Source organism: Parabacteroides goldsteinii DSM 19448 = WAL 12034 (assembly GCF_000969835.1).
Lineage (GTDB): Bacteria > Bacteroidota > Bacteroidia > Bacteroidales > Tannerellaceae > Parabacteroides > Parabacteroides goldsteinii.
Window position 1 is genome coordinate 2,306,406 of sequence record NZ_KQ033913.1, and the last position, 23,720, is coordinate 2,330,125.

Sequence of the window (23,720 nt, forward strand, 5' to 3'; positions counted from 1 at the left end):
AAGGGATGGCAAAAGAAGACAATTTATTCGAAGAGGGAAAAACCCCGGAAGGAAAGCCGGCTGTTAATGCCGACAAGTTAAAAGCGTTGCGCGCCGCAATGGATAAGATTGAGAAGAACTACGGAAAGGGTTCTATCATGAAACTGGGCGACGAAAGCATTGAAAGTATCGAAGTTATTCCGACAGGTTCCATCGCCCTGAACGCAGCTTTAGGCGTAGGCGGTTACCCGAAAGGACGTGTAATCGAGATATACGGTCCGGAATCATCCGGTAAGACAACGCTGGCAATCCATGCTATTGCCGAAGCACAGAAAGCCGGTGGTATTGCTGCATTTATCGATGCAGAACATGCCTTCGACCGTTTCTATGCGGAAAAACTGGGTGTCGATGTAGAAAACTTATGGATCTCTCAACCGGATAACGGTGAACAGGCTTTGGAAATCGCCGAACAGCTGATCCGTTCTTCTGCAGTAGATATCATCGTTATCGACTCTGTGGCAGCATTGACTCCGAAGGCTGAAATCGAAGGCGATATGGGTGACAGCAAGATGGGTTTGCAAGCTCGTCTGATGTCTCAGGCATTGCGTAAGCTGACCGGAGCGATCAACAAGACCAATACGACTTGTATCTTTATCAACCAGTTGCGTGACAAGATCGGTGTCATGTTCGGTAACCCGGAAACAACAACCGGTGGTAACGCATTGAAGTTCTATGCATCAGTTCGTTTGGATATCCGCAAGATCGGAACATTGAAAGATGGTGATGAAATGAAAGGTAACCAGGTACGTGTGAAAGTTGTAAAGAACAAGGTTGCACCTCCTTTCCGCAAAGCTGAGTTCGACATCATGTTCGGCGAAGGTATTTCCAAGGCTGGCGAGATCGTAGACTTGGGTGCGGAGCTGAATATTATCAAGAAAAGCGGTTCCTGGTATAGTTACAACGACACAAAACTGGGACAGGGACGCGATGCTGCCAAACAATGCATCAGCGATAACCCCGAACTGGCAGAAGAGCTATCCGGATTGATATTCGAAGCATTGAAAGGGTAACCCAGGTAATAGTTGACAAGTGACGGTTGACAGTTTAATATATAATTATAGAATATGCTACATACTGAAAAGAATAACATATCAGATTTACAAACACATTCTAATTCAGAAAACTGTCAACTGTCAACTGTAAACTATAAACTAAACAAAGACAAATACCGCCTGTTATGCAATACAGAAAACAGCTTTCCTCTTTTTTCACGTGATTGGTGGCTGGATGCCGCCTGTGGCGAAACCAAATGGGAAGTTTTGCTAACAGAAGAAAAAGGAAAAATACTAGCTGCTTTACCGGTATATATTCCTCACCGAGGAGTCATATCAATGCCTCCTTACACCCAGACAATGGGACCCTGGTTTGCTCCAGAATCCAAAGATACCAAATACACCAGGACTTTAGGAAAACGGCAAGCAATATGCAAAGAGTTTACGGATGTGTTAAAATCCTATCCGCATTTCCTCCAAAATTTCAATTATGGGATAACGGACTGGTTGCCTTTTTACTGGGAAGGTTACAAACAGACAACCCGTTATACGTACCTGCTGAACAATATACGGGACGAGCATACACTTTGGGAGAACATGAGTCCCAATATCCGCCGGAACATTACAAAAGCAAAAGAGAAATTTCTCATCACAATCAGGAAAGGGATTTCTATTGAAGATTTTCTGAAAATACAATCCATGACGTTTAAACGTCAACATCTCTCCACTCCTAAAAGACAGGACGTATTAATAAAATTGATCACCGCCTGCCGTCAACGTAACCAAGGCGACTTATGGGGAGCCTACGACGAGAAAGGGGAATTACATGCAGTGGCATTTATTGCCTGGCAGGAAAGTTCGGCTTATTATCTGGCCGGAGGCGGCGACCCGGCATTAAGGGCATCGGGGGCGCATAGCTTACTTCTTTGGGAATGTATCCGCCACGTTTCCCAATACACGCCAATATTCGACTTTGAAGGTTCTATGATTCCGGGAGTAGAACGTTTTTTCCGTGAATTCGGAGCAATTCAAACCCCCTTCTTCACAATAACCAGAGGAAATCTCAGTTTATTATATAGAGCTTGGTTAAAGATAAAAGAACGGATATGAATAATCATGCTATACATTATATAATACGTTTCCTTCTTGGGGAAGATATTTCCGAAGAGATTGTGGCTGCCATCGGATATACGAACAATAGCAAACATTATGGCCGTTACAGTATTGTGATCATTCCATCCGGTTTTTTCACCAATCATATATATGGAACGGCATCTTCGCTTCCGGAATTACCGCTTCAAGAAATAGAAGGAACTCCCTTGCTATTCGGTTCTCCCCTTGTAGAACAGATAGGCGACACGTTAGTTATTCATGCGGATATTATTGCCAGTACCTACTTTCTCATCACTCGCTATGAGGAAATCATCCAACGAAATGTAAGGGATGAGCACGGACGTTTTCCGGGAAAGAATTCTTTACCTTACCGGGCAGGATTTCTCCATCGTCCGATCGTTGATGAATACCGTATACTTTTACGCAAATGGTTACGGCAATATGGACTCCGCATACCGGAAATTCCAAAAGAGATACAACATATCTATCTGACACACGATTTGGACTCTCCTACTCTTTACCGGACATGGAAAGGGGTTATCCGTTCCATCCGGGATAAAAGAGGGATCATCCAGTCTATCCAAGGAAAATGCGGACCAGTAGAAAACGATCCGTATTATACATTTCCCTGGATATTCGAACAAAATAACTTGTTACGGGAACAAACGGGCAAAAATATCTGCCGGGCAATCCTTTTTGTTCGCAGTGGAGGCAAATGCAAACAGGATAAGCCCCATTATAGCCTACGCAACACAGATATATCTCAACTGATACAATCTGCATTATCCAATGATATAACAATAGGTCTGCACAGCAGCTACCAGGCAGGTATAGTTCCTACCCTCATCAAAAAAGAAAAAACATGGCTGGAAAAGAATGTTGAGAGAAGTATACGCTTTAATCGCCATCATTTCCTTGCCAGCCGTGAACCGGAAGATATGACACACCTGGAGGCGGCCGGCATAACAGATGACTTCACCATGGGTTATGCGGATGTTGCCGGATTCAGGTTAGGGACTAGTTATCCGGTACGCTGGATCAATCCGGTCACCCGTCGCTTATCCTCTATCTTATTGCATCCGCTGACAATTATGGATTGCACTTTGGAAGAAAAAAAATATATGGGATTAAATTATGAAGAGGCATTAGCATATAGCCTGAATCTTATCGAACAGGTAAAAAATACAGGTGGGGAATTAACTCTCTTATGGCATAATACCAGTGCACAGGAAAATACAGACAGTTATTTACGTAAACTGTACAGCCATTTATTAAACGAACTTGCAAAAAAATGAAAATTGTTACTATTGTCGGAGCCAGGCCTCAATTTGTAAAAGCGGCCATGGTAAGCCGGGCGATTCTGGAATACAACAAAAATAATGAGAGACTGATTGAAGAACTACTTCTTCATACGGGACAGCATTATGATGCAAATATGAGCGATATCTTTTTCAACAGTATGAGTATCCCTCAACCCGTCTGGCAACTGCAATGTGGAAACGGGACACATGGAGAGATGACCGGCCGTATGCTGATTGAAATTGAAAAAATATTACTCGACACCCGGCCTGATTACGTATTGGTCTACGGTGATACCAACTCGACACTGGCTGGAGCACTAGCCGCATCCAAACTACATATACCGGTAGTTCATGTTGAAGCCGGCCTTCGCAGCTTTAACAAACAAATGCCGGAAGAGATCAACCGTATCCTGACCGATCATATAGCGACCTTACTATGTTGTCCGACTTTCGCCGCCATCAAACATCTGGCAAATGAAGGGATACAACAGGGAGTCCATCATGTCGGGGATGTAATGTATGATGCCGCATTGATTTTTGGTAAACTGGCAGACAGTTCTTCCCAAATCATGCATCAATTGAATCTCAACAGCAGGCAATTCAGGCTTTGTACAGTTCACAGGGCAGAGAATACAGATAACCGGGAACGGATAATAGGAATCATCAGTGCCATAAAAGAAATATCAACTTCTTCTTTTCCGACCGTTTTGCCACTTCATCCCCGCACTCGATATTGTCTGGAAAAATATGGTATGATACAATCTCTTGAAAACCGGGAAGGAATACATATCATTCCGCCGGTAAGCTTCCTCGATATGGTCATGCTGGAAAAACATGCGGCAACCATTTTGACGGATTCAGGTGGCGTACAGAAAGAAGCATATTTTCATCATACCCCTTGTATTACACTACGGGATGAAACGGAATGGGTCGAAACTGTTGAAGCAGGTTGGAACCAAATAGCCGGTTCTGAAAAAGAAAGTATCCTGCATTGCTTGGAAAACCAACCGGAACAAAAAGAGATACAAGAATACGGAATTGGAAACGCATCAAAAAATATTATTGATTTGCTATGAAAAAAGTACTGATTATTTGCGATCTCTTTCCGCCGGCTTTCGGACCGCGTATGGGATATTTATGCAAATATCTCAGAAATTACGGATGGGAGCCTGTCATTCTGACTGAAATGGTAGAGGAAAATACATTTACATTCCTTGCCAGTCAATGTGAGGCCGAATACATTAATTATTATACAGCCAAAAGTCCTTTTACCAGGAAACTACAATGGATCAGTATACTTTTACTGGATCTTTGCTTCGGATATAAGGATATCCGAATGTACAAAGAAGCCCGGAAGCTGGTCAAAAACAATAAAATCGATTTAGTTTTATGTAGTAGTTTCCGGACATTTCCCTTACCGGCTGCACTAAAAGTTGCAACTAAATATAAACTACCGCTGGTCGTTGACTTACGGGACATCATTGAACAATATACAGGAGATGAGTTTATTGCACATTCTCTCCCCTCTCTCTTGGGATTAAACAGATTATTCATATCTGTCTTTAAACGGAAAAGCCTACGGGATAGAAACCGGGTATTAGAAAAAGCAGATTATGTAACAACAATCTCTCCCTGGCATGTAGATATATTGAAACAGTATAACACTAATGTAGAATTGATTTACAATGGGTTCGACCCGGAACTATTTTATCCGGAACAAAAGAAAACGGAGAAGTTCATTATAACATATACAGGACGGCTACTTAGTACAGCTATGCGTGATCCGGGACTGCTCTTTGAAGCATTAAGTATTTTGTCTGCCCGTAATATATTGACACCCGACAAATGCCGTGTCTACTGGTATGTCGATGAAACGTCCCGTAAAATCATTACGGAAGAAGCTGAAAAATACCAGATTCTCCCTTTTATGGATTTCAAAGGATATGTTCCGGCGTCAGAAATACCTTCCATACTGAACAGTAGTTCCGTACTGCTGTTATTGACTAACCGTGCGGCAAACTCCGGTCCCAAAGGTGTTATGACGACAAAGTTTTTTGAATCGCTGGCTGTAGAAAAACCAGTACTTTGTGTCCGGAGTGACGAAAGCTATCTGGCTGAAGCAATCAATGATGCGAATGCCGGCCTTGCCGCAACGAATGTGAATGAGGTATGTGACTTTCTTAAATCGTATTATCAGGAATGGAAAGAAAAAAGATATACATCATCTTCCATAAAGAAAAGCAAGTTAGTCCGTTTTTCACGGAAAGAACAAGCAAAACAATTTATACAAATCTTCGAAAAGGTTGAAATCAATGGATAAATATATCAATATAGTGTCTTTCAATATCCCTTGGCCTGCTAATTATGGCGGAGTTATTGATGTGTATTACAAAATGCAGGCCTTACACAAGTGCGGCGTAAAAATTATTCTACATTGTTTTGAATATGAGCGCCCTCATTCCAAAAAACTGGAGTCTCTATGTGAAAAAGTATATTATTACAAACGGAAAACCGGACTATTAGCTAATATAACTCTGTTACCATACAATGTTTTCAGCCGTAAAGACCCGGAATTACTTAAGAATTTGCTCGAAAACGATTATCCAATCTTATTCGACGGATTGCATACCTGCTACTATATTAATCATCCCCAACTACAGGGACGAATGAAAATATACAGGGAAAGTAATATCGAGCACGATTATTACCGTCACTTGGCTAAGGCAGAAACAAACCTGATCAAAAAATATTTCTTTCTGGTTGAAGCTTGGAGGTTTGAACGGTATCAGGAGATATTAAAACATGCCGATCTGATGTTGGTCGTTTCTATCACTGATACAAACTATCTCAGGAAAGTCTTTCCCAAAAAGAAAATTGAATATATGCCCAGTTTCCATGTCAATGATGAGATATCTGTAAAGAGCGGATCGTCTGATTTTGTATTATATCATGGGAAACTATCTGTTACAGAAAATACACTGGCCGCATTATATCTGATCAAAAATGTCTTCTGTAAGTTAAAGTATCCTTGTATCATTGCAGGTATGAATCCACCGGCAACGTTGTTAGAGGCAGCGGCTTCTTATCCCAACATCAAAATCGAGGCCAATCCATCCAACGAGCGTATGGACTATCTCACTCACGAGGCGCAGATACACATGTTGATCACTTTTCAGGATACCGGGTTAAAACTCAAATTGTTGAATAGTCTTTTTGGTGGAAGACACACGATCGTAAACCAGGAAATGGTCACAGGCAGTGGCTTGGAAGCTTTATGTAATATCGCTAACACTCCTGAAGAAATGATAGAAACGTGTAAACGGTTGATGAAGCAACCAATGACTCCCGAATTAATTGAAAAAAGAAAAGAGTTACTATTCCCTACCTACTCAAACAGACAACAGGGAGAACGTCTTTACAAACTGATTTATAACCAGGGAGAATAAAAGCTATTCTCCCTTCTCTCTAGGGATGTACAGACGCAGAAAAATCAATCCACTTTTCAATTCTTTCTGAAGTTTCCATTGGGAGTAAATTGTTTCAATGTGTTCGTCATCCCAATTAAAGAGATTCGAATATAAAACATAACGACTATTTTCTAACTCAGCAGAAGAAAAACGTCGGTTATCATCAGTTATATCCATATTTGCAAACAATGCATCCATTGGAAATGCTGCTGTTACAGAATTAATCTCTATATGTTCATTCTCCAAATAATCGATCATCTCTTGGCGCAATGAATAATAAGGTAAATGGCATAATACACTATCCCAGGCCTTTGACATCTTCTCCGAATAAACCCAAAAATTTCCGCTGACCAGTATACAAATCATCCCTACCAATAAAATTCGCACAGACCTTGTTTCATATACTTTAAATAAAAGCTGAGCAGTGATTAATGCCAGTAATATGTACAAAACCAGAAAATACCGGTCTCCAAAGGGGTTTGTTACTGGAATTGTAACTAACATCATAGTAAATAAGACACTCAAATAAATGAGAGATAACGGAGATTTGGAAAGATAAAGAAAGAAATTTTTTATCCCCATTTTAATGATTGAAACAAATAGCAAAATCCAGACAACAATTCTCCCCGAATCCAACATCCTTACAGCCAAACTTGCTATATTCTTAACTGTTTGCCCAAATGTCGCTAACTGCCGATGATCCTCATATCCAAAACCGGGTTGATACAGAAAATATCCGGTTTCCACCTTCCGGTATATAAACCATCCGCCTATCGCCAAAAGAGTCGGTATAAATACAGGGAAAACATATAAGAACGAATTTTTGAAAGATTTCTTATGAATAACATTTTCTATCAGCAAATATCCCAGCCCCAATCCTGAACAAACAACCAGCCCTCTAATACTTACCAATCCCAGGCACATGGCAGATACAGCCAACCAAATCCGCCGGTTATCCAAAATCAAATTGATACTCAACAAAGCAAAAAAACACAGGATGACATCCGGAGAAATTAAAATCATTTGGGTGGAAAGTGCCGGTTCCAATAAAACCAACAAAAATATATAAGGTGTATATTTCGTCTCCACCCTTTCACACAAGCGATAAACTTGCCAGATCACTCCCAATGAAAATACAGTTATAGATAAATGAGCTACCAACAAACTTTTTCCGAATAAAGACCAAAGAAGAGCCAGATACAGATGAGCCAAAGGGGGTTCTGCAACATATTGGGCCGGATAGACAAAAGACAGAAACCCATTTTCCAATAAATAACTTGCCGGCATAGAATACCCGGCAGTGTTATCCCAGAAAAAACAGTTCTCTAACGTAAAGAATTTCAACACCAGAAACAAAATCAGTACTACATATTTTATCATAATAATTTATTATATCGGATTTACACTATTTCATTTGTTTAAATTCTTCATTTTCTAAAGCTCTGATTCCTTCTATTATATAATCTCTTCTTAAATCGTCCGGTTTTAAAATCAACTCATTCCATTGAAGCAGATCAATATCAATTGGAACAATTCCGAAATTTTTATCGTCAGGCATACGTTGCAATTTGTACTCTATACGTTTCAACAAATGCTTTATTTCATCCGGCTGTTCTGATGTATAAGCAACGGCCACCCGATTCAAAAAAGGAGCAGACCCCGTTAATCCGATCGGCTCCGTATATACAGAATTTGAAAAGGCAATAGAAACAAACTGGTTCCGCAATATACGCACCGCCTCCGCCATATTCTTTTCCTGATCTTGATTTGAACCTAAGCTTAATATAATTTTATTCAGCATATCGCTTATTTTATTTATTCAATGCAAAACTAGGAAAAAATACCTATTAGTTGGTATTGATCATGTAAGCATTTCGCCATACCTTTGTACGAGAATTTAAGAAAATGAGATTATCAGAGCTTCACACAGGTGAAAAAGGCGTTATAGTCAAGGTGATGGGACGCGGAGCATTCCGCAAACGCATCATTGAAATGGGATTTATCAGGGGAAAAGAGGTGGACGTTATACAAAATGCTCCACTGAAAGATCCTATCCACTATCGTGTAATGGGTTATGACGTTTCTTTGCGACGGAATGATGCAGCAATGATTGAAGTAATCAGCGCAGCCGAATACGCAAAGGCACAAATGTCACAACAAAGTGAAGAACGTTCCGCCGACTCTTATATACTACCTTCAACAGAAGATTTACAGGCACTTGCTATACATAAAGGAAAAACAATAAACGTAGCCCTGGTCGGAAATCCCAACTGTGGAAAAACATCTTTATTCAATTTTGCATCCGGAGCCCACGAACATGTAGGTAACTACAGCGGAGTTACCGTCGATGCCAAAGAGGGAACCTTCCAGCAAGACGGTTACACATTCCGGATCGTAGATTTACCCGGTACTTATTCCTTATCGGCCTATACTCCGGAAGAACTTTATGTCCGCAGGCATCTCAGCGAAGAACAACCGGACGTTGTGATCAATGTCCTGGATGCATCAAACCTGGAAAGGAATCTTTATCTGACCTGTCAGCTCATCGATATGGACGTCCGGTCTGTCATCGCCTTGAATATGTATGACGAGTTGGAGCGATCCGGAAACAAATTCGATTACGAATCATTATCCCGGATGATAGGTACCCCGATTGTTCCGACAATCAGCAGGACCGGTTTTGGTATTGAAGACCTTTTCAAGCGGGTTATAAAAGTATATGAAGAAGAAGATCCTGTTATCCGTCATATCCATATAAATTATGGAGAAGTACTGGAAAAAGGTATTACAAATGTACGGCATGCCATAAAACATAACGGAAATGTAGCAAAAAGCCTTTCCAAACGTTATCTCTCCATCAAGCTATTGGAAGGAGACCCGGAAATAGAACGTTTTATCCAGACATTATCCGGCTCCGAAACAATCATAGAAGAACGCGACCGGAATGTTGTACAGATAGAAGAGTTATTATTGGAAGACAGTGAAACAGCATTTACCAATGCCCGTTACGGTTTTATCTCCGGTGCGCTACGGGAAACCTATGAGCAAAATAAAATAAAAGAAGCGACCAGCACTCAGATCATAGACTTATTCGTTACACATAAAGTATTGGGATTCCCCATATTTATTCTCTTTATGTGGATCATGTTCGAGGCAACATTCCGTTTGGGAGCCTATCCTATGGAGTGGATCGAGAATCTGGTTAGCTGGATCGGTAATTTTGTACGGGGAAACATGAGTGAAGGTCCGTTAAAAGACTTGCTGGTCGATGGTATCATCGGCGGTGTCGGCGGTGTTATCGTTTTTCTACCTAACATTCTGATACTGTATCTGTTCATTTCATTCATGGAAGATTCGGGTTATATGGCACGTGCTGCTTTCATTATGGATAAGATCATGCACAAAATGGGACTTCATGGTAAATCTTTCATTCCTTTGGTAATGGGATTCGGTTGTAATGTGCCGGCTATTATGGCCTCCCGTACGATTGAAAGCCGCAATAGCCGTATGATCACCATGCTGGTTAATCCGCTGATGAGTTGCAGTGCCCGTTTACCGGTATATGTGTTACTTGCTGGTGCATTTTTCCCTAATAACGCAAGTTTCATTCTCCTGTCATTATATGTTTGCGGTATTCTTCTGGCTGTTGTTATGGCACGGTTGTTCAAACGTTTTCTTTTTAAAGAAGAAGACGTACCTTTTGTGATGGAACTTCCCCCCTATCGAATGCCTACTGCAAAGTCGATTATGATCCACATGTGGGAAAAAGCGAAGCAGTATCTCCACAAAATGGGGGGTGTCATTTTAGTCGCTTCCATTATCATCTGGTTTCTGGGATACTTCCCCCGCCACAGTGAGATGGGAGATGCATTCGACAAGCAAATTGCAGAAGTGGAAAATGCCGAACTGGATTCGAAGGAAAAAACGGAAACAATTGCGGAGTTGGAACGGTTAAAGAATATGGAGCATCAAAAGAACTCTTATATCGGAACGATAGGACAAACAATCCAGCCAGTTCTTCACCCATTAGGATTCGATTGGAAAATGAGTGTCAGCTTATTGACTGGTATGGCAGCAAAAGAAGTCGTAGTCAGCACGTTAAGCGTCCTGTACACCGGAGATGAAGAAGATAGCCAGGTTTTATCCGAACGTATAAAACAAGATTTGGATGAAGAAGGCAATCCGGTCTTTACACCACTTATCGCTCTGAGCCTGATGCTGTTTGTTCTCATTTATTTCCCATGTATCGCAACGATCTCAGCCATCGTCAATGAATCGGGATCATGGAAATGGGGAATATTTGTAATTGTGTACACATGCGTTTTAGCATGGATCGTCTCATTTGTGGTTTATCAGACGGGGAGTTTGTTTATTAATTTATTAAATTAGTTGGCTTATGTGGCAGGAGATAGCTATCATATTAATAGGTATTGCTGTTGCTTTCTATATCGGAAAGAAGATATACGGATTTCTCAAACACCCGAAAACAGCCAGTCCTTGCAAGGAATGCTCAGGATGCACCTTGAAAAAGAAGAATTCGCAAACTTCATCTTTTAGGTTTCAGTCGCATAGTTGTATTGAAAAATAAGGGATATAACTAAAAAGACAATTATATTTTTACATAACTCAATAAAATTCTAATCTTTAGATAAATAAATATACTCGCCAAGTGACTTTTTCATCAAAACTTACGCAATTCACAAATTTTTATGTAAGTTTGCCATATAAATCTGTGTAGTTTAACAACTTCAAAATGATAATATCAATAAGTACAGTTAAAGTAATACCAATCCTATGAAATTCTTTCTTACTATTATCTTTAGAGGTATCAATCGCATTAAGTGCCTCTTTTTTATAAACATTATGCCCTCTATCAACCGGATAAAACTTCAAGCATTCGGTATAGAGTACAATAAAAATTGTAGAATAATGGCTCCTTGTACTATAATAACAGGAAGAACTTCGCAGGTGTCTATTGGTAAAAACTTTCGTTTAGTATCATCAGACTTAATCAATCCTCTTTGTAAAAACAAAGCTTGTATCAATGTATCGGAGAATGCTTGTTTGCTAATAGGTGATAATTGTGGAATGTCATCCCCTACTATTTGGGTTCAAAAATCCGTAAAAATAGGAAATAACGTTAATTTTGGAGGAGGATGTCTTCTGTTTGATACGGATGCCCATTCATTAAACTATTTACACAGGCGTAATGGTATTACAGATATGGCCAACCGGATTGATAAAGAGATAATAATCGATGACGATGTATTAGTTGGGGCCAATACGATTATCCTAAAGGGGGTTCATATCGGTGCACGTTCCGTAATTGGAGCAGGAAGTGTTGTAACAAAAGACATACCAGAAGATAGTATAGTTGCCGGAAATCCAGCAAAAGTAATAAAGAAAATCAATCTTATATAATGAATTTCCACTTTCATAATATACTGGGAGGAAGCAAACGAACCTCGCTCTTAAAAAAAAATATTGCAGCATCAATTCTTATAAAAGGAATTAGTATACTCAGCTCCCTACTTTTGGTGCCGCTTACTTTGGATTATGTAAACAAAGAGTTATATGGTATATGGTTAACACTATCCTCTATCGTGGTATGGATCAACTTTTTTGACATAGGCTTAACGTTAGGATTAAAAAATCGGTTAGCTGAAGCACTGACAACTCACGATTACATACGTGGAAAAGGTCTAGTGTCAACGACCTATTTCATGATGCTCGCAATATTCATCCCTGTATCTATTATAGTTATACTATTGATTCCTTTCATTGATTGGCCTAAATTGTTGAACGTACCAACTATCTACGAGAAAGATATCCAGATTGTGTTATATTTATTAGTAATATTCATGACCATACAAATGTTTTTCAACGTATTGAATACGGTTGTATCGGCCTATCAAAAAACAGCTATGGCATCATTGTTTGCCATGTTGGGACAACTGTTATCACTATTGCTTATATTCATCTTGACTCGCACAACTCCTCCCTCCTTGATCGGATTGGCCTTAGCTATATCTTTGTCTCCCATTATTGTTTTACTAATTTTCTCACGTATCTTATACACAAGTTCTTTCAAAGAAATATCGCCGTCTTATAAATATATAGATTTAAAACAAGTAAAAGATCTGTTCAACCTCGGCATCAAATTCTTCATTATACAAATACAAATTATCGTCCTATACCAATCAACCAATATCATCATATCACACATTTCCGGACCGGAAGCGGTTAGCCAATACAATATTGCCTACAAATATTTAGGAATATCCACTATGGTTTACAATATCATATTAACCCCTCTTTGGCCGGCATTTACCGACGCATACGCCTTAAAAGACTATGCTTGGATGAACCGAATATATAAAAAGATGTGCTTGGTTTATTTGATGGTATTATCCGGCATAATAGTTCTTATCGCTTTATCACCATATCTTTACCATTTATGGGTTGGCGATAAAATAGGAATTCCATTTGAAATCACATTATGCCTCGGTATCTTTTTGGCAATAAATTCATGGGATTCCTTACAAGTATATATGATCAACGGAGTAGGTACAGTCAAACTTCAAACTTATGTTGTATTAATCGGTTTGATTTTTCACATACCTTTAGCCCTGTTTTTAGGCAATAAATTGGGGGTTATCGGCGTTGTATTGTCAATGATTTGCATCAATCTTATCTATTCTGTCATCTTTACAACACAGATCAATAAGATTTTGAAACATAAAGCTCATGGTATTTGGAATAAATAACTCTATTCGCATGAACAGTTTAAAGAAACAGATTAAACATAAATTACCATTCATTATCCGCTTAAGAGACATCTGGAGTCAATTACGATTCAATTATATGTTGCCTCTGGATTTAGACTGTTTTGGATTTCGAGATAAAGATTCACATATCTTACTTCCTGCTCATATAGCCAATCCTCAAAACGTATATATGTATGAACAAACTCGTATCCAGTCACAGGCAAAGATAATCACCTATACAGGTAAATTCATCATGAAAAAGTATTCCGGGGCAGCCCCAGGATTAACGGTCATAACAGGAAACCATACACCGACAGTTGGTATCCCCTATTATTTATTGCCATTGTCGAGAATAAATGACAAAGAAAAAGATGTTGTCATTGAAGAGGATGTATGGCTTGGAGCAAATGTAACTCTATTGTCGGGGGTAACCATAGGGCGTGGTGCTGTTATCGGAGCATCAAGTGTTATAACGAAAGATGTTCCTCCTTATGCAGTGGTAGTCGGGAGTCCATATAAAATCATTGCCTCCAAATTTTCCCTGGAAGAAATTATGGAACATGAGAGACGGCTTTATCCAGAATCAGAACGTTTCTCTGAAGAATATTTAACACAACTTTTCGACCAGTATTACATCGGAATGCGTTCTATTGGCAAAACCATGACAACGGAAGATGAAATACAATATAAAAAATTTCTTGAATCAATCAATCAATCAATCTAACAACCTTTAAACAGGATTTCATCATCATGAAAGTAGTTCATATTGTATTTGGAATGGAATACGGAGGCATCGAGACTATGTTAGTCAACATAATGAACGAGCAAATAAAACATGCCGACATATCTTTGATTATCGTAAACAGACAAGAAGAAAAATCCATAACAAAAAAAATCGATAACAAAATACAGATAATAAGGATCAACCGACCGGTAGGTTCCAAGAACCTCTTTTATATACTTGCACTAAACTTTTTACTATTGATCAAGAACTATGATATAATACATGTCCACATTCCAAATACTATAAAATTCATATTCCTAAAATCAATCATAAATAAAATGTGCCTTACCGTACATCATATATGTACGACCGAAGATATTCCTTATTTACACAAATACAAACACATATTTGCTATTTCAAATTCAGTTCAAGAAGATTTGGCCAAGTATCTTAAAAAAAACGTACCCATTATTTTAAACGGAATAAACAGTACCGATATTCTTTCACAAAAAGATGCCACAAAGAATCAGACTTTTCATATAGTACAAATAGGCAGATTAGTACATACCAAAAAAGGACAAGACATTCTAATCGAAGCTATATTTATATTACATCAGAAAGGATTCAAAAATATATCGGTTGATTTTATTGGAGACGGTGAATCCAAAGACTTCTTGAAGGAGCTAGTGAAATCGAAACAACTGGAAAACCAAATCCATTTCTTAGGTAGTAAAGAACAATCATACATATTCAGCCATCTGAAAGAGTACGATTTATTTGTCCAACCATCCCGAAAAGAGGGGTTCGGCCTAACAGTAACAGAAGCTATGGTAGCTAAAATACCTGTATTAGTTTCCGACCAAGAAGGGCCTATGGAAATTATAAAAAATGGGAAATATGGTTATTATTTCAAAAGTAATGACGCAATCAACTGTGCGCAAGAAATTGAAAAAATAATGAATATTTCAACAAATACTGTAGTTTCCAATGCATATCAATATGCAATAAGTAAGTTTAATGTAAAACGGACAGCTTTAGAATATATCAATCAATACAAAAAAATACATCGTATATAAATTTACTCAATAAAAAAACGAGCATGAAAATTTTGCAAATAGATAAATACTATTACATAAAAGGAGGAGCAGAAACTGTTTTCTTCAATACAATAGACCTTCTCGAAGAGAAAGGACACACCGTTATTCCTTTTTGTTTGAAAAGTACAAAAAACAGACAGTCTATTTATGAGAAGTATTTTGTTGACTATCCGGAACTATCCGAATCATCAACACTGACAAAAATAAAAAAAACACCGGATTTCTTTTTTAACAAAGATTCTGCTAAGAAACTTGAGCAGTTAATATTGCAAGAAAAACCGGATATAGCCCACATACATTTATTATTTAACGGTATTTCTGTTTCAATCTTACCGATTCTACGCAAACATAAAATTCCAATAGTCATGACAGTCCATGACCACCGTTTGATATGTCCAGCTTATGCATTTACAAATGGGAAGCAGGAAATATGTGAAATATGTAAAGATAGCAAACAATATTGGAGATGTATTACCAATAGATGTTCAAAAGGGAATTTAACCCATAGTATTCTTTTAAGTTTAGACAGTTATTTTAGAGAATACTTCTATCCTCCCCTTAAACTGATTGATCGGTTCATATTTGTAAGCAAATTTTCTCAAAACAAACATTTTGAGGCAAATTATCACTTTGCTGAAAAGTCGACACATTTATACAATTTCACCCCTATTGTACAAGATAACAACATAACAAAAGAGAATTATATCCTTTATTTCGGACGAATTTCAGAAGAAAAAGGAATATCCACATTGATAAAGGCAATGGAATCATTTCCACACATACATTTAAAAATAGCAGGAACTGGACCATTACTTCAAAAGCTAAGTGCAAATAAAGCAAATAATATTTCTTTTCTTGGATTTAAAGAAGGACAAGAATTAAAAGATCTAATTAGCAAAGCTACATTTGTAACGGTTCCTTCTGAATGTTATGAAAACAATCCGCTAACAATTATAGAGTCAATGACATTAGGAACCCCCATTATAGGAAGTAATATCGGAGGTATTCCAGAATTAATTCAAAATGAAATTACAGGATATTTATTTCCACCAAGGTCTGTTGATGAATTAACAAAAGTAATCAATCACGTAACCAGTTTGACACCACAAAAATATCAACAAATGGTTGATGCTACCTTAGAATATGCTTCCCTCAATTTTTCAAAAGAAGCACATTATACTCGTTTAATGGAAATTTATAAATCATGTATTGAAAATTATAGTTAATATGAAAATTTATGTATTCGGAACCAGAGGATTTCCCAATATACAAGGTGGGGTAGAAAAACATTGTGAAGAATTATATACTTCAATGCCAAGTATCTATGACATTACAATTTTCAGACGGAAACCTTTCATTAACTCTGACAAAACATATAAAAATATACATTTTATCGATTTGCCAACAGTTAGGACAAAAGGGATAGAAGCCCTTTTACATTCATTCCTTTGCGTGTTATATTGCATAGGGAAACGGCCAAATATCATTCATGTACATAATATCGGTCCGGGATTATTTATCCCTTTATTGAAAATAGTTGGTCTAAAAGTTGTTTTAACTTATCACAGTCCTAATTATGAACACGACAAATGGTCTTATTTAGCTAAAAAGGGACTCAAAGTATGTGAATATATCGCCATAAAAGGAGCTGATAAAATTATTTTTGTAAATAAACTTCAACTACAAAAATTCAACCCGTCAATTCAAGCTAAATCTTATTACATTCCAAATGGTATAAAAGAAAAAAAAGAAATAAAGGATATCTCTTTTATCAGTTCTTTAGGACTTTCACCTTTTCAATATATTTTAACTGTAGGTAGAATCACTCCGGAAAAAGGATTTGACTACTTAATCAAAGCTTATAATTTAATGCACAATAAATCTGATAAACTCGTAATAGCCGGTGGGTGCGATCATACTTCTGCTTATGCCAAACAACTTATCGCTGAAGCCCGAAAATCACAAGTTGTATTAGCCGGTTATATGAATGAAGATCAACTAAACCATTTATATACATACGCCCGACTGTTTGTCTTGCCATCTTTCAACGAAGGTTATCCTATTGTTCTTGTCGAAGCAATAAACTATCAAAAACCAATTTTAGCAAGTAATATTGAAGCAAATAGATCTATAGGCCTGGCAAAAGATCAATACTTTAAGGTTGGATCTGTGAGTGATCTAAAAGATAAAATAGAAAATGAATTAAACAAAGAATATAAAGATATAACATATAATATCAACATCCCCACATGGAAAGAAATAGCTAACTTAGTTGCTGAAATTTATTCAAATATCGCACCCTAAGTTGCAAATCTTCAAACTTTACTTCTACAATTTAGACAACGTCCAACCAATTGGCATCATCAGCAACACAAGCAACTTGCGTTTCAAGTTTTTGGCATCTCTAAGAATAGTACCTACAGAACGACTTGTTCGGAATCCATCCATACTGATGCCAACGTATTGGCGTATTACTTCCTTTGGACTGTAAAATAGATAGGGTAACATATTGTTCACTCCATACACCCATAAGAAATAATTGGCTGTCGAACGATTATAGCTGCGAGCTGTGATGGCATTAGCTGCATCGCGATAGTACAGACGCATGGGGACAGATACAATACGTTCCTTATACTTTTTACCCATCTCGAACCAAACCAAAGCCTCAGGACAATAACGCATACGGGGATCAGGCGTAGGAAAAGGATACTGACGCATCACCGCTGTCCGGTTAAATCCCCACATCTCACCCTGAATCTTATACTTATAGCGCATATCCATGGCATGGACATCGAAGGGTGAGTATGGCAGTTGAGAACCAATTATCTTACCTGTCTCAGGATCAATACATCGTCCCACTATTCCCTTAAAATTTTCTTTGTCTGGAATCTTTTGCCACTCCTCATAGAGTACTTTCAAAGCTGTGGGTAACAAGGCATCATCACTATCAATGCTAGATATGGCAAACGAATCACAATGTGCCACGGCAAAATTATAAGCCACATGTATACCTTGATTCTCCTGATAGTAGTAGCGGATGGACAAACGATCTTCCTCACACCACTGTTTCAGTAACTCCTCTGTATGGTCGGTGCTACCATCGTTTACCACTAACCATTCAAACTTTACTGATTTGCCATCTTCCATGGCAGGAAGCTCCATATTTATTAGCGAGTCATACACACGCTTAATAGTGTCCCCCCTTTGATAGGCTGAAGTAAAAAAAGTAAGCCAGTACTCATTATCTGTCTGCGCCTTCTTACTGGCAAACTTCCATCCACCACGAATTTCATTTACTTGCATAATACGAATAAATTATCATTGAAACAAATACTATACATACGATTTCGCCACAACATGAAGAAAAACATCATCACCTTTCGCTATTATTATCAATCTATTTATTCAGAAGACAATGTTTAATAAATGCTGCTAACCCACGTGGCTGTTTCCAAATAGAGTTAAATAATTTAGGATATCTCTTTTTACGATATTCCCAATAAGAATCAAAAACAGAAGATACCGAAATCCACTCATTACCATTCTTAATCTGAAAAGCGTGTTCCTTATTTATTGAAAACAAAGTAAACCAATTTAAATACTCCCAAACAGCATACCGTAAATACACTATATTGCGTTCTATAGTCTGTCGCTTCTGATTGCTACTCAGTTTTTCCGGAGCATCTTCTAAATAGGCGCCCAAAGCTCCCTCTGTTTTCCTCACTTTACCTGTCCGCGCCAAACGAATCTGGAAATCAAAATCGGCCACTAAAAAGAACTGTTCATCAAAATATCCGAATTTCTCATGAAGTACTTTCCTCCACATAGGAAAACAACCAATTTGATGGGAAACAAAAAATACAGATGAGCTAAAAAGGAAGTCTTCATTTATCACTTTTTCGTCACTAATACACCCATATTGGTACATATGATGAAAATCGCAATAAGTTAATAATATATCCGGATTTTCATCTAATGTTGCAGCTTGCAAAGACAAAGATTCAGGAAAACGAATATCGTCTACATTCCAAACACAAACATACTGCCCTTCAGCCATACGTATTCCCCGATTCCACGTAGCATATAATCCTTCCAACTCCGAGATGATGATATGACGAACAAATGGAAGTTCTAAAATATTTTGTTGTATAATATCCAACTCAACTTGACTCGGAGCATTATGCAATAATAATATTTCCACTTCCTCCGGATTATCGATCTGACGTACCCAATCGAAATATCCTTGAAGATATTTTTGACATTTATACAAGGATGTCAGAACTGTTATTTTCTTCATACCGTTTTTTATTTATTATAAAATCAAACAACATCAAAACAAACACATTACGACTGACTTGGTATAGTATATCTGAAGTCAAAGAAAATCCCAGTATCAGCAACATATATAATAAAAGCACCAATGATAATTTATCTTTTCGATTGACAAAAAAGATCCAGGCCAATCCCAAATAAAAAATCAAATAGCCCAATGTTCCAACATACCCATAACGTACAACAAAATTAGACCACGCAATATCACCTGACTCCAACTGAACCACACCTCCAGTTTTATCATCAACAAGACCAATCACAAAATTTAAATTATTATTTGTATATGGGGATTCTTCAGACATCAACCCTATCCCAAAAAATTCATTCCACTTATCCGTTCGAGCATACAAATATCGCTCCATTAAGTGAGCTATACGAAAAGTAAATGTTGATTCGGAATCCATTTCAAATTCTTCAAAATCTTCGCTATCTTCCATTTCTGAAAAATCTCCTTCCTGGACCATTTGTAAATCAGTAACTGTTCGAGAGCCAATCTGAGCAAATAAAACAATACAAAGTGGAATTGCAACCAATAGTACATAAGGCAAGTAACGAACAAATCGTTTTAAATTTCCTACATTTAAGATATATCCCAAAGATAAGGTTAAAATAACTATTATGGTCAAACTTCTATGCAATGGCAAAAAACTTGTTATGACCAATACCACTCCGGCTATAAGACTATATTTTTTTCCTAATGGCTGGACAAATATCGTATAGAAAATAAAAAAATAGAGCATTCGAGGAGAATTATAAAAACGATGGATTAAATCTCCTCCAGATTTATCTTCCGCCCCTGCCAAAATAGCTTTTCCCGTAAAAGCTTGTATAGCAAATAAGAAACTTTGGAACAACACTATATACAATAGTATCTTTAATAATTGATCCACTTCTTCTTTCTTTACACGTCTCAATGGATAGTATGCCAACACAAAAAAATAATTACGAGAGGTTTTGAGTATATCGCCCCAGCCTATCCCATAAATGAATTTATTTACGCCAATAATAACCAATACAGCTACCAAATAAATAGCAATCAAATAAGTCATTTTATTTAACGGTATAAAATCATAATATGCGAAACAGCCATAACCGAATAGAACAAAAATATACATCAATGCAAAATCGGTTGGTTTAGAAAAACCTAATCCCGTTTCAAATAGTTCTTCTGGGATTATTTGGAACCCATTAAAAACAAAAAAGAAAAATATGAGCAAAGAATAAGTTCTTTGCCCACAAATATATAATGCTATTGCTAATAATAATAATGGTATAAACAACATAGCGAATTATACTTTCTTTCTTTTTCTTAATAACCCAACAATTACAATATAAAGCATAGAAATAATAACTGATAAAATAGTCACCACCACTAATACAACCGATAATTTAGGACTTACCGGTTCAGACAGAACATAAGCAGAGTCTACAATTTTAGCTCTAGGTTTCACCAATGCTTGTGTCAATGCATTCTCCTCACGCTTCTGCAGCAAGAACAAGAACAATTCCTGCTTGATCATCTGCTGCCTTTTCATTGTGATAAATTCACGTTCCTGCTGTGGCATATTTGCAATACGAGAAAGGAAGTAGTTTTCCTGCGACTGTAACTCATTACGAGAACGACTAAATCCTGATTTTATGCTACGCACCGTCTCCAACATATTCGCACGCATAGCATCTATCTGCTTATTCACCAAATCTATAGCAGGGTTCCCTGGTTTTGTTGTCATCATTAATTTGATACGCTCCAATAATGCCTCATTATATGTCTGTAGACCTTCCAACACAGTCCGGTCACTTAACCCTATATTCAATGGTACCAGAGAATAGCGGTTTTCATCCTTAGTTAAGAATTCTTCCACTAATTGAATCACTGTATATTGAGATTCAGCTTCAATCTGACGCTCCTTGAAATCCTGACTCTTCTCTAATATAATTTTAGCCTCCGTCTCAATATCCGTCAAATTATTAGCTTTTTTATATAGTTCGATCTCCCTTTCTACACTATCCAATTCTGCCTCCATCAAAGAAATCCTTTCTGTCAAGAACTCATCCATCAACTTGGTTTCATCATTTTTATCCACTTCACCATTTTTGTTATAAAAGTTAACAAGTGTATTCAGAATATCAGTTCCCCTCTTCGGATTAACTTCTTCCATCACTAATGATATCACATTGGCTTTCTTTGAATATAAATCAACAGTTACCTGCTTTTGAAGTATTTCGGCACACAAATTATACCCCATGTAGTTAATTTCCAAACTAGTAGTTTTTTTAGGGACATAGTATTTAGTCGTATCAAAATAAAATGTTCCAAAAGCTGTACTTAATTTCACAGGAAATTCTTTTGTTTCAACACTTCCTAGCTTTTTCCAACCATTTTTGGCCTTAATTTTACACACTCCGTTTTTAGACAGATTTACATCAAAATTAATCACAGCCCGCAAAGTGTCGGCCAATGGATTAACTGTATACACGGATATAGGAGAACTCTTATAACAATCTTTGGTTCGAGGAAAATCAGATAATAGATATTGGACATTCAAACCCAAGCTCTTACTTAAATCACGGAATATACTGTAAGAACTCAACAAAAAAAGTTCATCATTTACAGACACTCCCCCCATAGCAGAACTTCCACCAAAAGCAAAACTCTGCATCATCTCAGAAGCGGCGGCTGCAGAAGCTGAAGTTCCGGAAATACCTTTATCTTCTTTTATCAGGATATTTGCATTAACCTGCAATACGGGGGGCACTACCTTCAAGTAGATAACTCCTAATATCCCCAATACAAAGACTGAAACTACAAAAACAGGCCAATACTTAATGTATCTTTTGTAAATTCCTTTAATATCAACAAACTCGTTATTTTCAACAGATTTCATACTATTCCTTATTTTTTCATTGCTATAATAGACATTACAACACTCATTATCACAGATAACGTACTTGCAAAGGTTGAAATTATGGATAAATTATATTGTTCAGACTGACTGTAACGGGAAGATTTTTTCTTTTTATCATTCGGTTCTACATAAACCACATCATTCTGTTCCAGATAAAAATAAGGAGATTCCAGTAAGTTTGTCTTTGTAAGATCCAGATGTACCAATTTCTTTTCCCCATTTATGTCCCTTACCAGCTTTACATTGGTACGGTCACCATAAATAGTCAAATCACCCGCCAATCCCAAAGCATCCAATAATGATATACGATCTGAATAAACAGTAAAAGAACCAGGACGAAGCACTTCTCCTATTACTGTAACTTTAAAGTTTTCTATTCGGATATTAACTATTGGGTTTTCTACAGATTCAGATATTCTATCTTCCAATATATCTGTTAATTCCTTTACGGTTTTACCTTTCACTTCTATTTTTCCTAACACGGGGAAATTAATAAACCCTTCATTATCTACAGTATATGGAGCATACATTTGCGATGTGCTAAGTTGTTTTTTATCCATCACTGAACTCGTTTGTGTCTGCAATAAATCCGTCATAGAAACAGCATACAAGTTAAACGGCGCTGCAGCCGCAATATCCAAAGCAGAAACTGTTATCACCAGTTTATCTCCAGACTTCAACCTGGGGTCATAGTTCATCTTTGTTTCTAATAATTCTTCACCTGACACATATTTTGCATCATCAAAATATGTAATATTCTTAGGAGCCGAACAAGCTCCAAATAAAAGCAAACCAAATAGCAATACCTTCAAATTCATATATAAATTTTTCTTCAAATAAGTTGCAAATATACGACTTTTAGTTCAACCCCGGACCATATAAGTGTGTTCTTCTAGTCCGAGTTACATCTATAACGATGCATTTGTTAATATATTGCTGCATGATGAAGTAAAAATATAGGAGATTTTATCTCTCTTTCTTG

At 37.4% G+C, this 23,720-nt stretch carries 20 protein-coding genes; 13 read left to right on the forward strand and 7 right to left on the reverse strand.

Annotated elements, in window-relative coordinates; all coding sequences use genetic code 11:
- Positions 1–5 precede the first annotated feature (5 nt).
- Genes recA through HMPREF1535_RS22335 form a run of 6 tightly spaced genes read left to right on the forward strand, consistent with a single transcriptional unit; the run spans position 6 to position 6,891 of the window.
- Positions 6–1,049 (forward strand): recombinase RecA, encoded by a 1,044-nt coding sequence (gene recA, locus HMPREF1535_RS22310; RefSeq protein ID WP_007658580.1) that lies wholly within the window; start codon positions 6–8, stop codon positions 1,047–1,049.
- A 54-nt stretch (positions 1,050–1,103) separates the two neighbouring features.
- Positions 1,104–2,141: a GNAT family N-acetyltransferase gene (locus tag HMPREF1535_RS22315; RefSeq protein ID WP_082150409.1), complete on the forward strand. Its 1,038-nt coding sequence runs from the start codon at positions 1,104–1,106 to the stop codon at positions 2,139–2,141.
- Positions 2,138–3,439: a UDP-2,3-diacetamido-2,3-dideoxy-alpha-D-glucuronate deacetylase VimE gene (gene vimE / locus HMPREF1535_RS22320; RefSeq protein WP_046147525.1), complete on the forward strand. Its 1,302-nt coding sequence runs from the start codon at positions 2,138–2,140 to the stop codon at positions 3,437–3,439. Before HMPREF1535_RS22315 ends, vimE begins: the two co-directional genes overlap by 4 nt.
- On the forward strand, positions 3,436–4,521 hold the full coding sequence (gene wecB / locus HMPREF1535_RS22325; protein WP_010802565.1) for a non-hydrolyzing UDP-N-acetylglucosamine 2-epimerase: 1,086 nt from the start codon (positions 3,436–3,438) through the stop codon (positions 4,519–4,521). Before vimE ends, wecB begins: the two co-directional genes overlap by 4 nt.
- Complete coding sequence (locus HMPREF1535_RS22330; RefSeq protein WP_010802564.1) at positions 4,518–5,765, forward strand: glycosyltransferase; 1,248 nt, start codon at positions 4,518–4,520, stop codon at positions 5,763–5,765. Before wecB ends, HMPREF1535_RS22330 begins: the two co-directional genes overlap by 4 nt.
- Positions 5,758–6,891, forward strand: a complete 1,134-nt coding sequence (locus HMPREF1535_RS22335) for a glycosyltransferase (RefSeq protein WP_046147526.1) — start codon at positions 5,758–5,760, stop codon at positions 6,889–6,891. The genes HMPREF1535_RS22330 and HMPREF1535_RS22335 overlap by 8 nt, the downstream gene beginning before the upstream one ends.
- Before the next feature lie 3 nt (positions 6,892–6,894).
- Here HMPREF1535_RS22335 and HMPREF1535_RS22340 read toward each other — a convergent pair whose 3' ends face one another.
- Both HMPREF1535_RS22340 and HMPREF1535_RS22345 read right to left on the reverse strand, forming a co-directional pair.
- Entirely contained in the window at positions 6,895–8,199 is a 1,305-nt protein-coding gene (locus HMPREF1535_RS22340; RefSeq protein ID WP_244275676.1) for a hypothetical protein, read from the reverse strand.
- A 118-nt stretch (positions 8,200–8,317) separates the two neighbouring features.
- Entirely contained in the window at positions 8,318–8,713 is a 396-nt protein-coding gene (locus HMPREF1535_RS22345; protein WP_007658588.1) for a 2-amino-4-hydroxy-6-hydroxymethyldihydropteridine diphosphokinase, read from the reverse strand.
- 104 nt (positions 8,714–8,817) lie between these two features.
- Here HMPREF1535_RS22345 and feoB point away from each other — a divergent pair, with 104 nt between their 5' ends.
- The 7 genes from feoB to HMPREF1535_RS22380 all read left to right on the forward strand — a co-directional run bounded on the left by feoB (position 8,818) and on the right by HMPREF1535_RS22380 (position 17,804).
- The gene (feoB, locus tag HMPREF1535_RS22350; RefSeq protein WP_046147528.1) at positions 8,818–11,301 is read left to right on the forward strand and encodes a ferrous iron transport protein B; all 2,484 of its coding nucleotides are present in this window, start codon (positions 8,818–8,820) and stop codon (positions 11,299–11,301) included.
- Between the two features lie 405 nt (positions 11,302–11,706).
- Positions 11,707–12,333 (forward strand): acyltransferase, encoded by a 627-nt coding sequence (locus HMPREF1535_RS22355; protein ID WP_046147529.1) that lies wholly within the window; start codon positions 11,707–11,709, stop codon positions 12,331–12,333.
- The gene (locus HMPREF1535_RS22360) at positions 12,333–13,679 is read left to right on the forward strand and encodes a lipopolysaccharide biosynthesis protein (RefSeq protein ID WP_046147530.1); all 1,347 of its coding nucleotides are present in this window, start codon (positions 12,333–12,335) and stop codon (positions 13,677–13,679) included. The genes HMPREF1535_RS22355 and HMPREF1535_RS22360 overlap by 1 nt, the downstream gene beginning before the upstream one ends.
- 10 nt (positions 13,680–13,689) lie before the next feature.
- Positions 13,690–14,403 carry a DapH/DapD/GlmU-related protein gene (locus HMPREF1535_RS22365; RefSeq protein ID WP_046147531.1) on the forward strand — a complete coding sequence of 238 codons (714 nt, stop codon included), beginning with the start codon at positions 13,690–13,692 and terminating at the stop codon, positions 14,401–14,403.
- Between the two features lie 26 nt (positions 14,404–14,429).
- Positions 14,430–15,479 carry a glycosyltransferase gene (locus HMPREF1535_RS22370; protein ID WP_046147532.1) on the forward strand — a complete coding sequence of 350 codons (1,050 nt, stop codon included), beginning with the start codon at positions 14,430–14,432 and terminating at the stop codon, positions 15,477–15,479.
- A 23-nt stretch (positions 15,480–15,502) separates the two neighbouring features.
- Positions 15,503–16,726, forward strand: coding sequence for a glycosyltransferase family 4 protein (locus HMPREF1535_RS22375; protein WP_046147533.1), 1,224 nt, complete (start codon positions 15,503–15,505; stop codon positions 16,724–16,726).
- A 1-nt stretch (position 16,727) separates the two neighbouring features.
- Positions 16,728–17,804 carry a glycosyltransferase family 4 protein gene (locus HMPREF1535_RS22380; RefSeq protein ID WP_046147685.1) on the forward strand — a complete coding sequence of 359 codons (1,077 nt, stop codon included), beginning with the start codon at positions 16,728–16,730 and terminating at the stop codon, positions 17,802–17,804.
- A 24-nt stretch (positions 17,805–17,828) separates the two neighbouring features.
- Here HMPREF1535_RS22380 and HMPREF1535_RS22385 read toward each other — a convergent pair whose 3' ends face one another.
- The 5 genes from HMPREF1535_RS22385 to HMPREF1535_RS22405 form a co-directional block, all read right to left on the reverse strand.
- On the reverse strand, positions 17,829–18,803 hold the full coding sequence (locus HMPREF1535_RS22385; protein ID WP_052716773.1) for a glycosyltransferase family 2 protein: 975 nt from the start codon (positions 18,801–18,803) through the stop codon (positions 17,829–17,831).
- A 94-nt stretch (positions 18,804–18,897) separates the two neighbouring features.
- Complete coding sequence (locus HMPREF1535_RS22390) at positions 18,898–19,797, reverse strand: glycosyltransferase (protein WP_046147534.1); 900 nt, start codon at positions 19,795–19,797, stop codon at positions 18,898–18,900.
- Positions 19,763–21,115, reverse strand: coding sequence for a hypothetical protein (locus tag HMPREF1535_RS22395; RefSeq protein ID WP_046147535.1), 1,353 nt, complete (start codon positions 21,113–21,115; stop codon positions 19,763–19,765). The genes HMPREF1535_RS22390 and HMPREF1535_RS22395 overlap by 35 nt, the downstream gene beginning before the upstream one ends.
- A 6-nt stretch (positions 21,116–21,121) precedes the next feature.
- Positions 21,122–22,717 carry a GumC family protein gene (locus HMPREF1535_RS22400; protein WP_046147536.1) on the reverse strand — a complete coding sequence of 532 codons (1,596 nt, stop codon included), beginning with the start codon at positions 22,715–22,717 and terminating at the stop codon, positions 21,122–21,124.
- Between the two features lie 8 nt (positions 22,718–22,725).
- Positions 22,726–23,556, reverse strand: a complete 831-nt coding sequence (locus HMPREF1535_RS22405; RefSeq protein ID WP_046147537.1) for a polysaccharide biosynthesis/export family protein — start codon at positions 23,554–23,556, stop codon at positions 22,726–22,728.
- Positions 23,557–23,720: the final 164 nt, after the last annotated feature.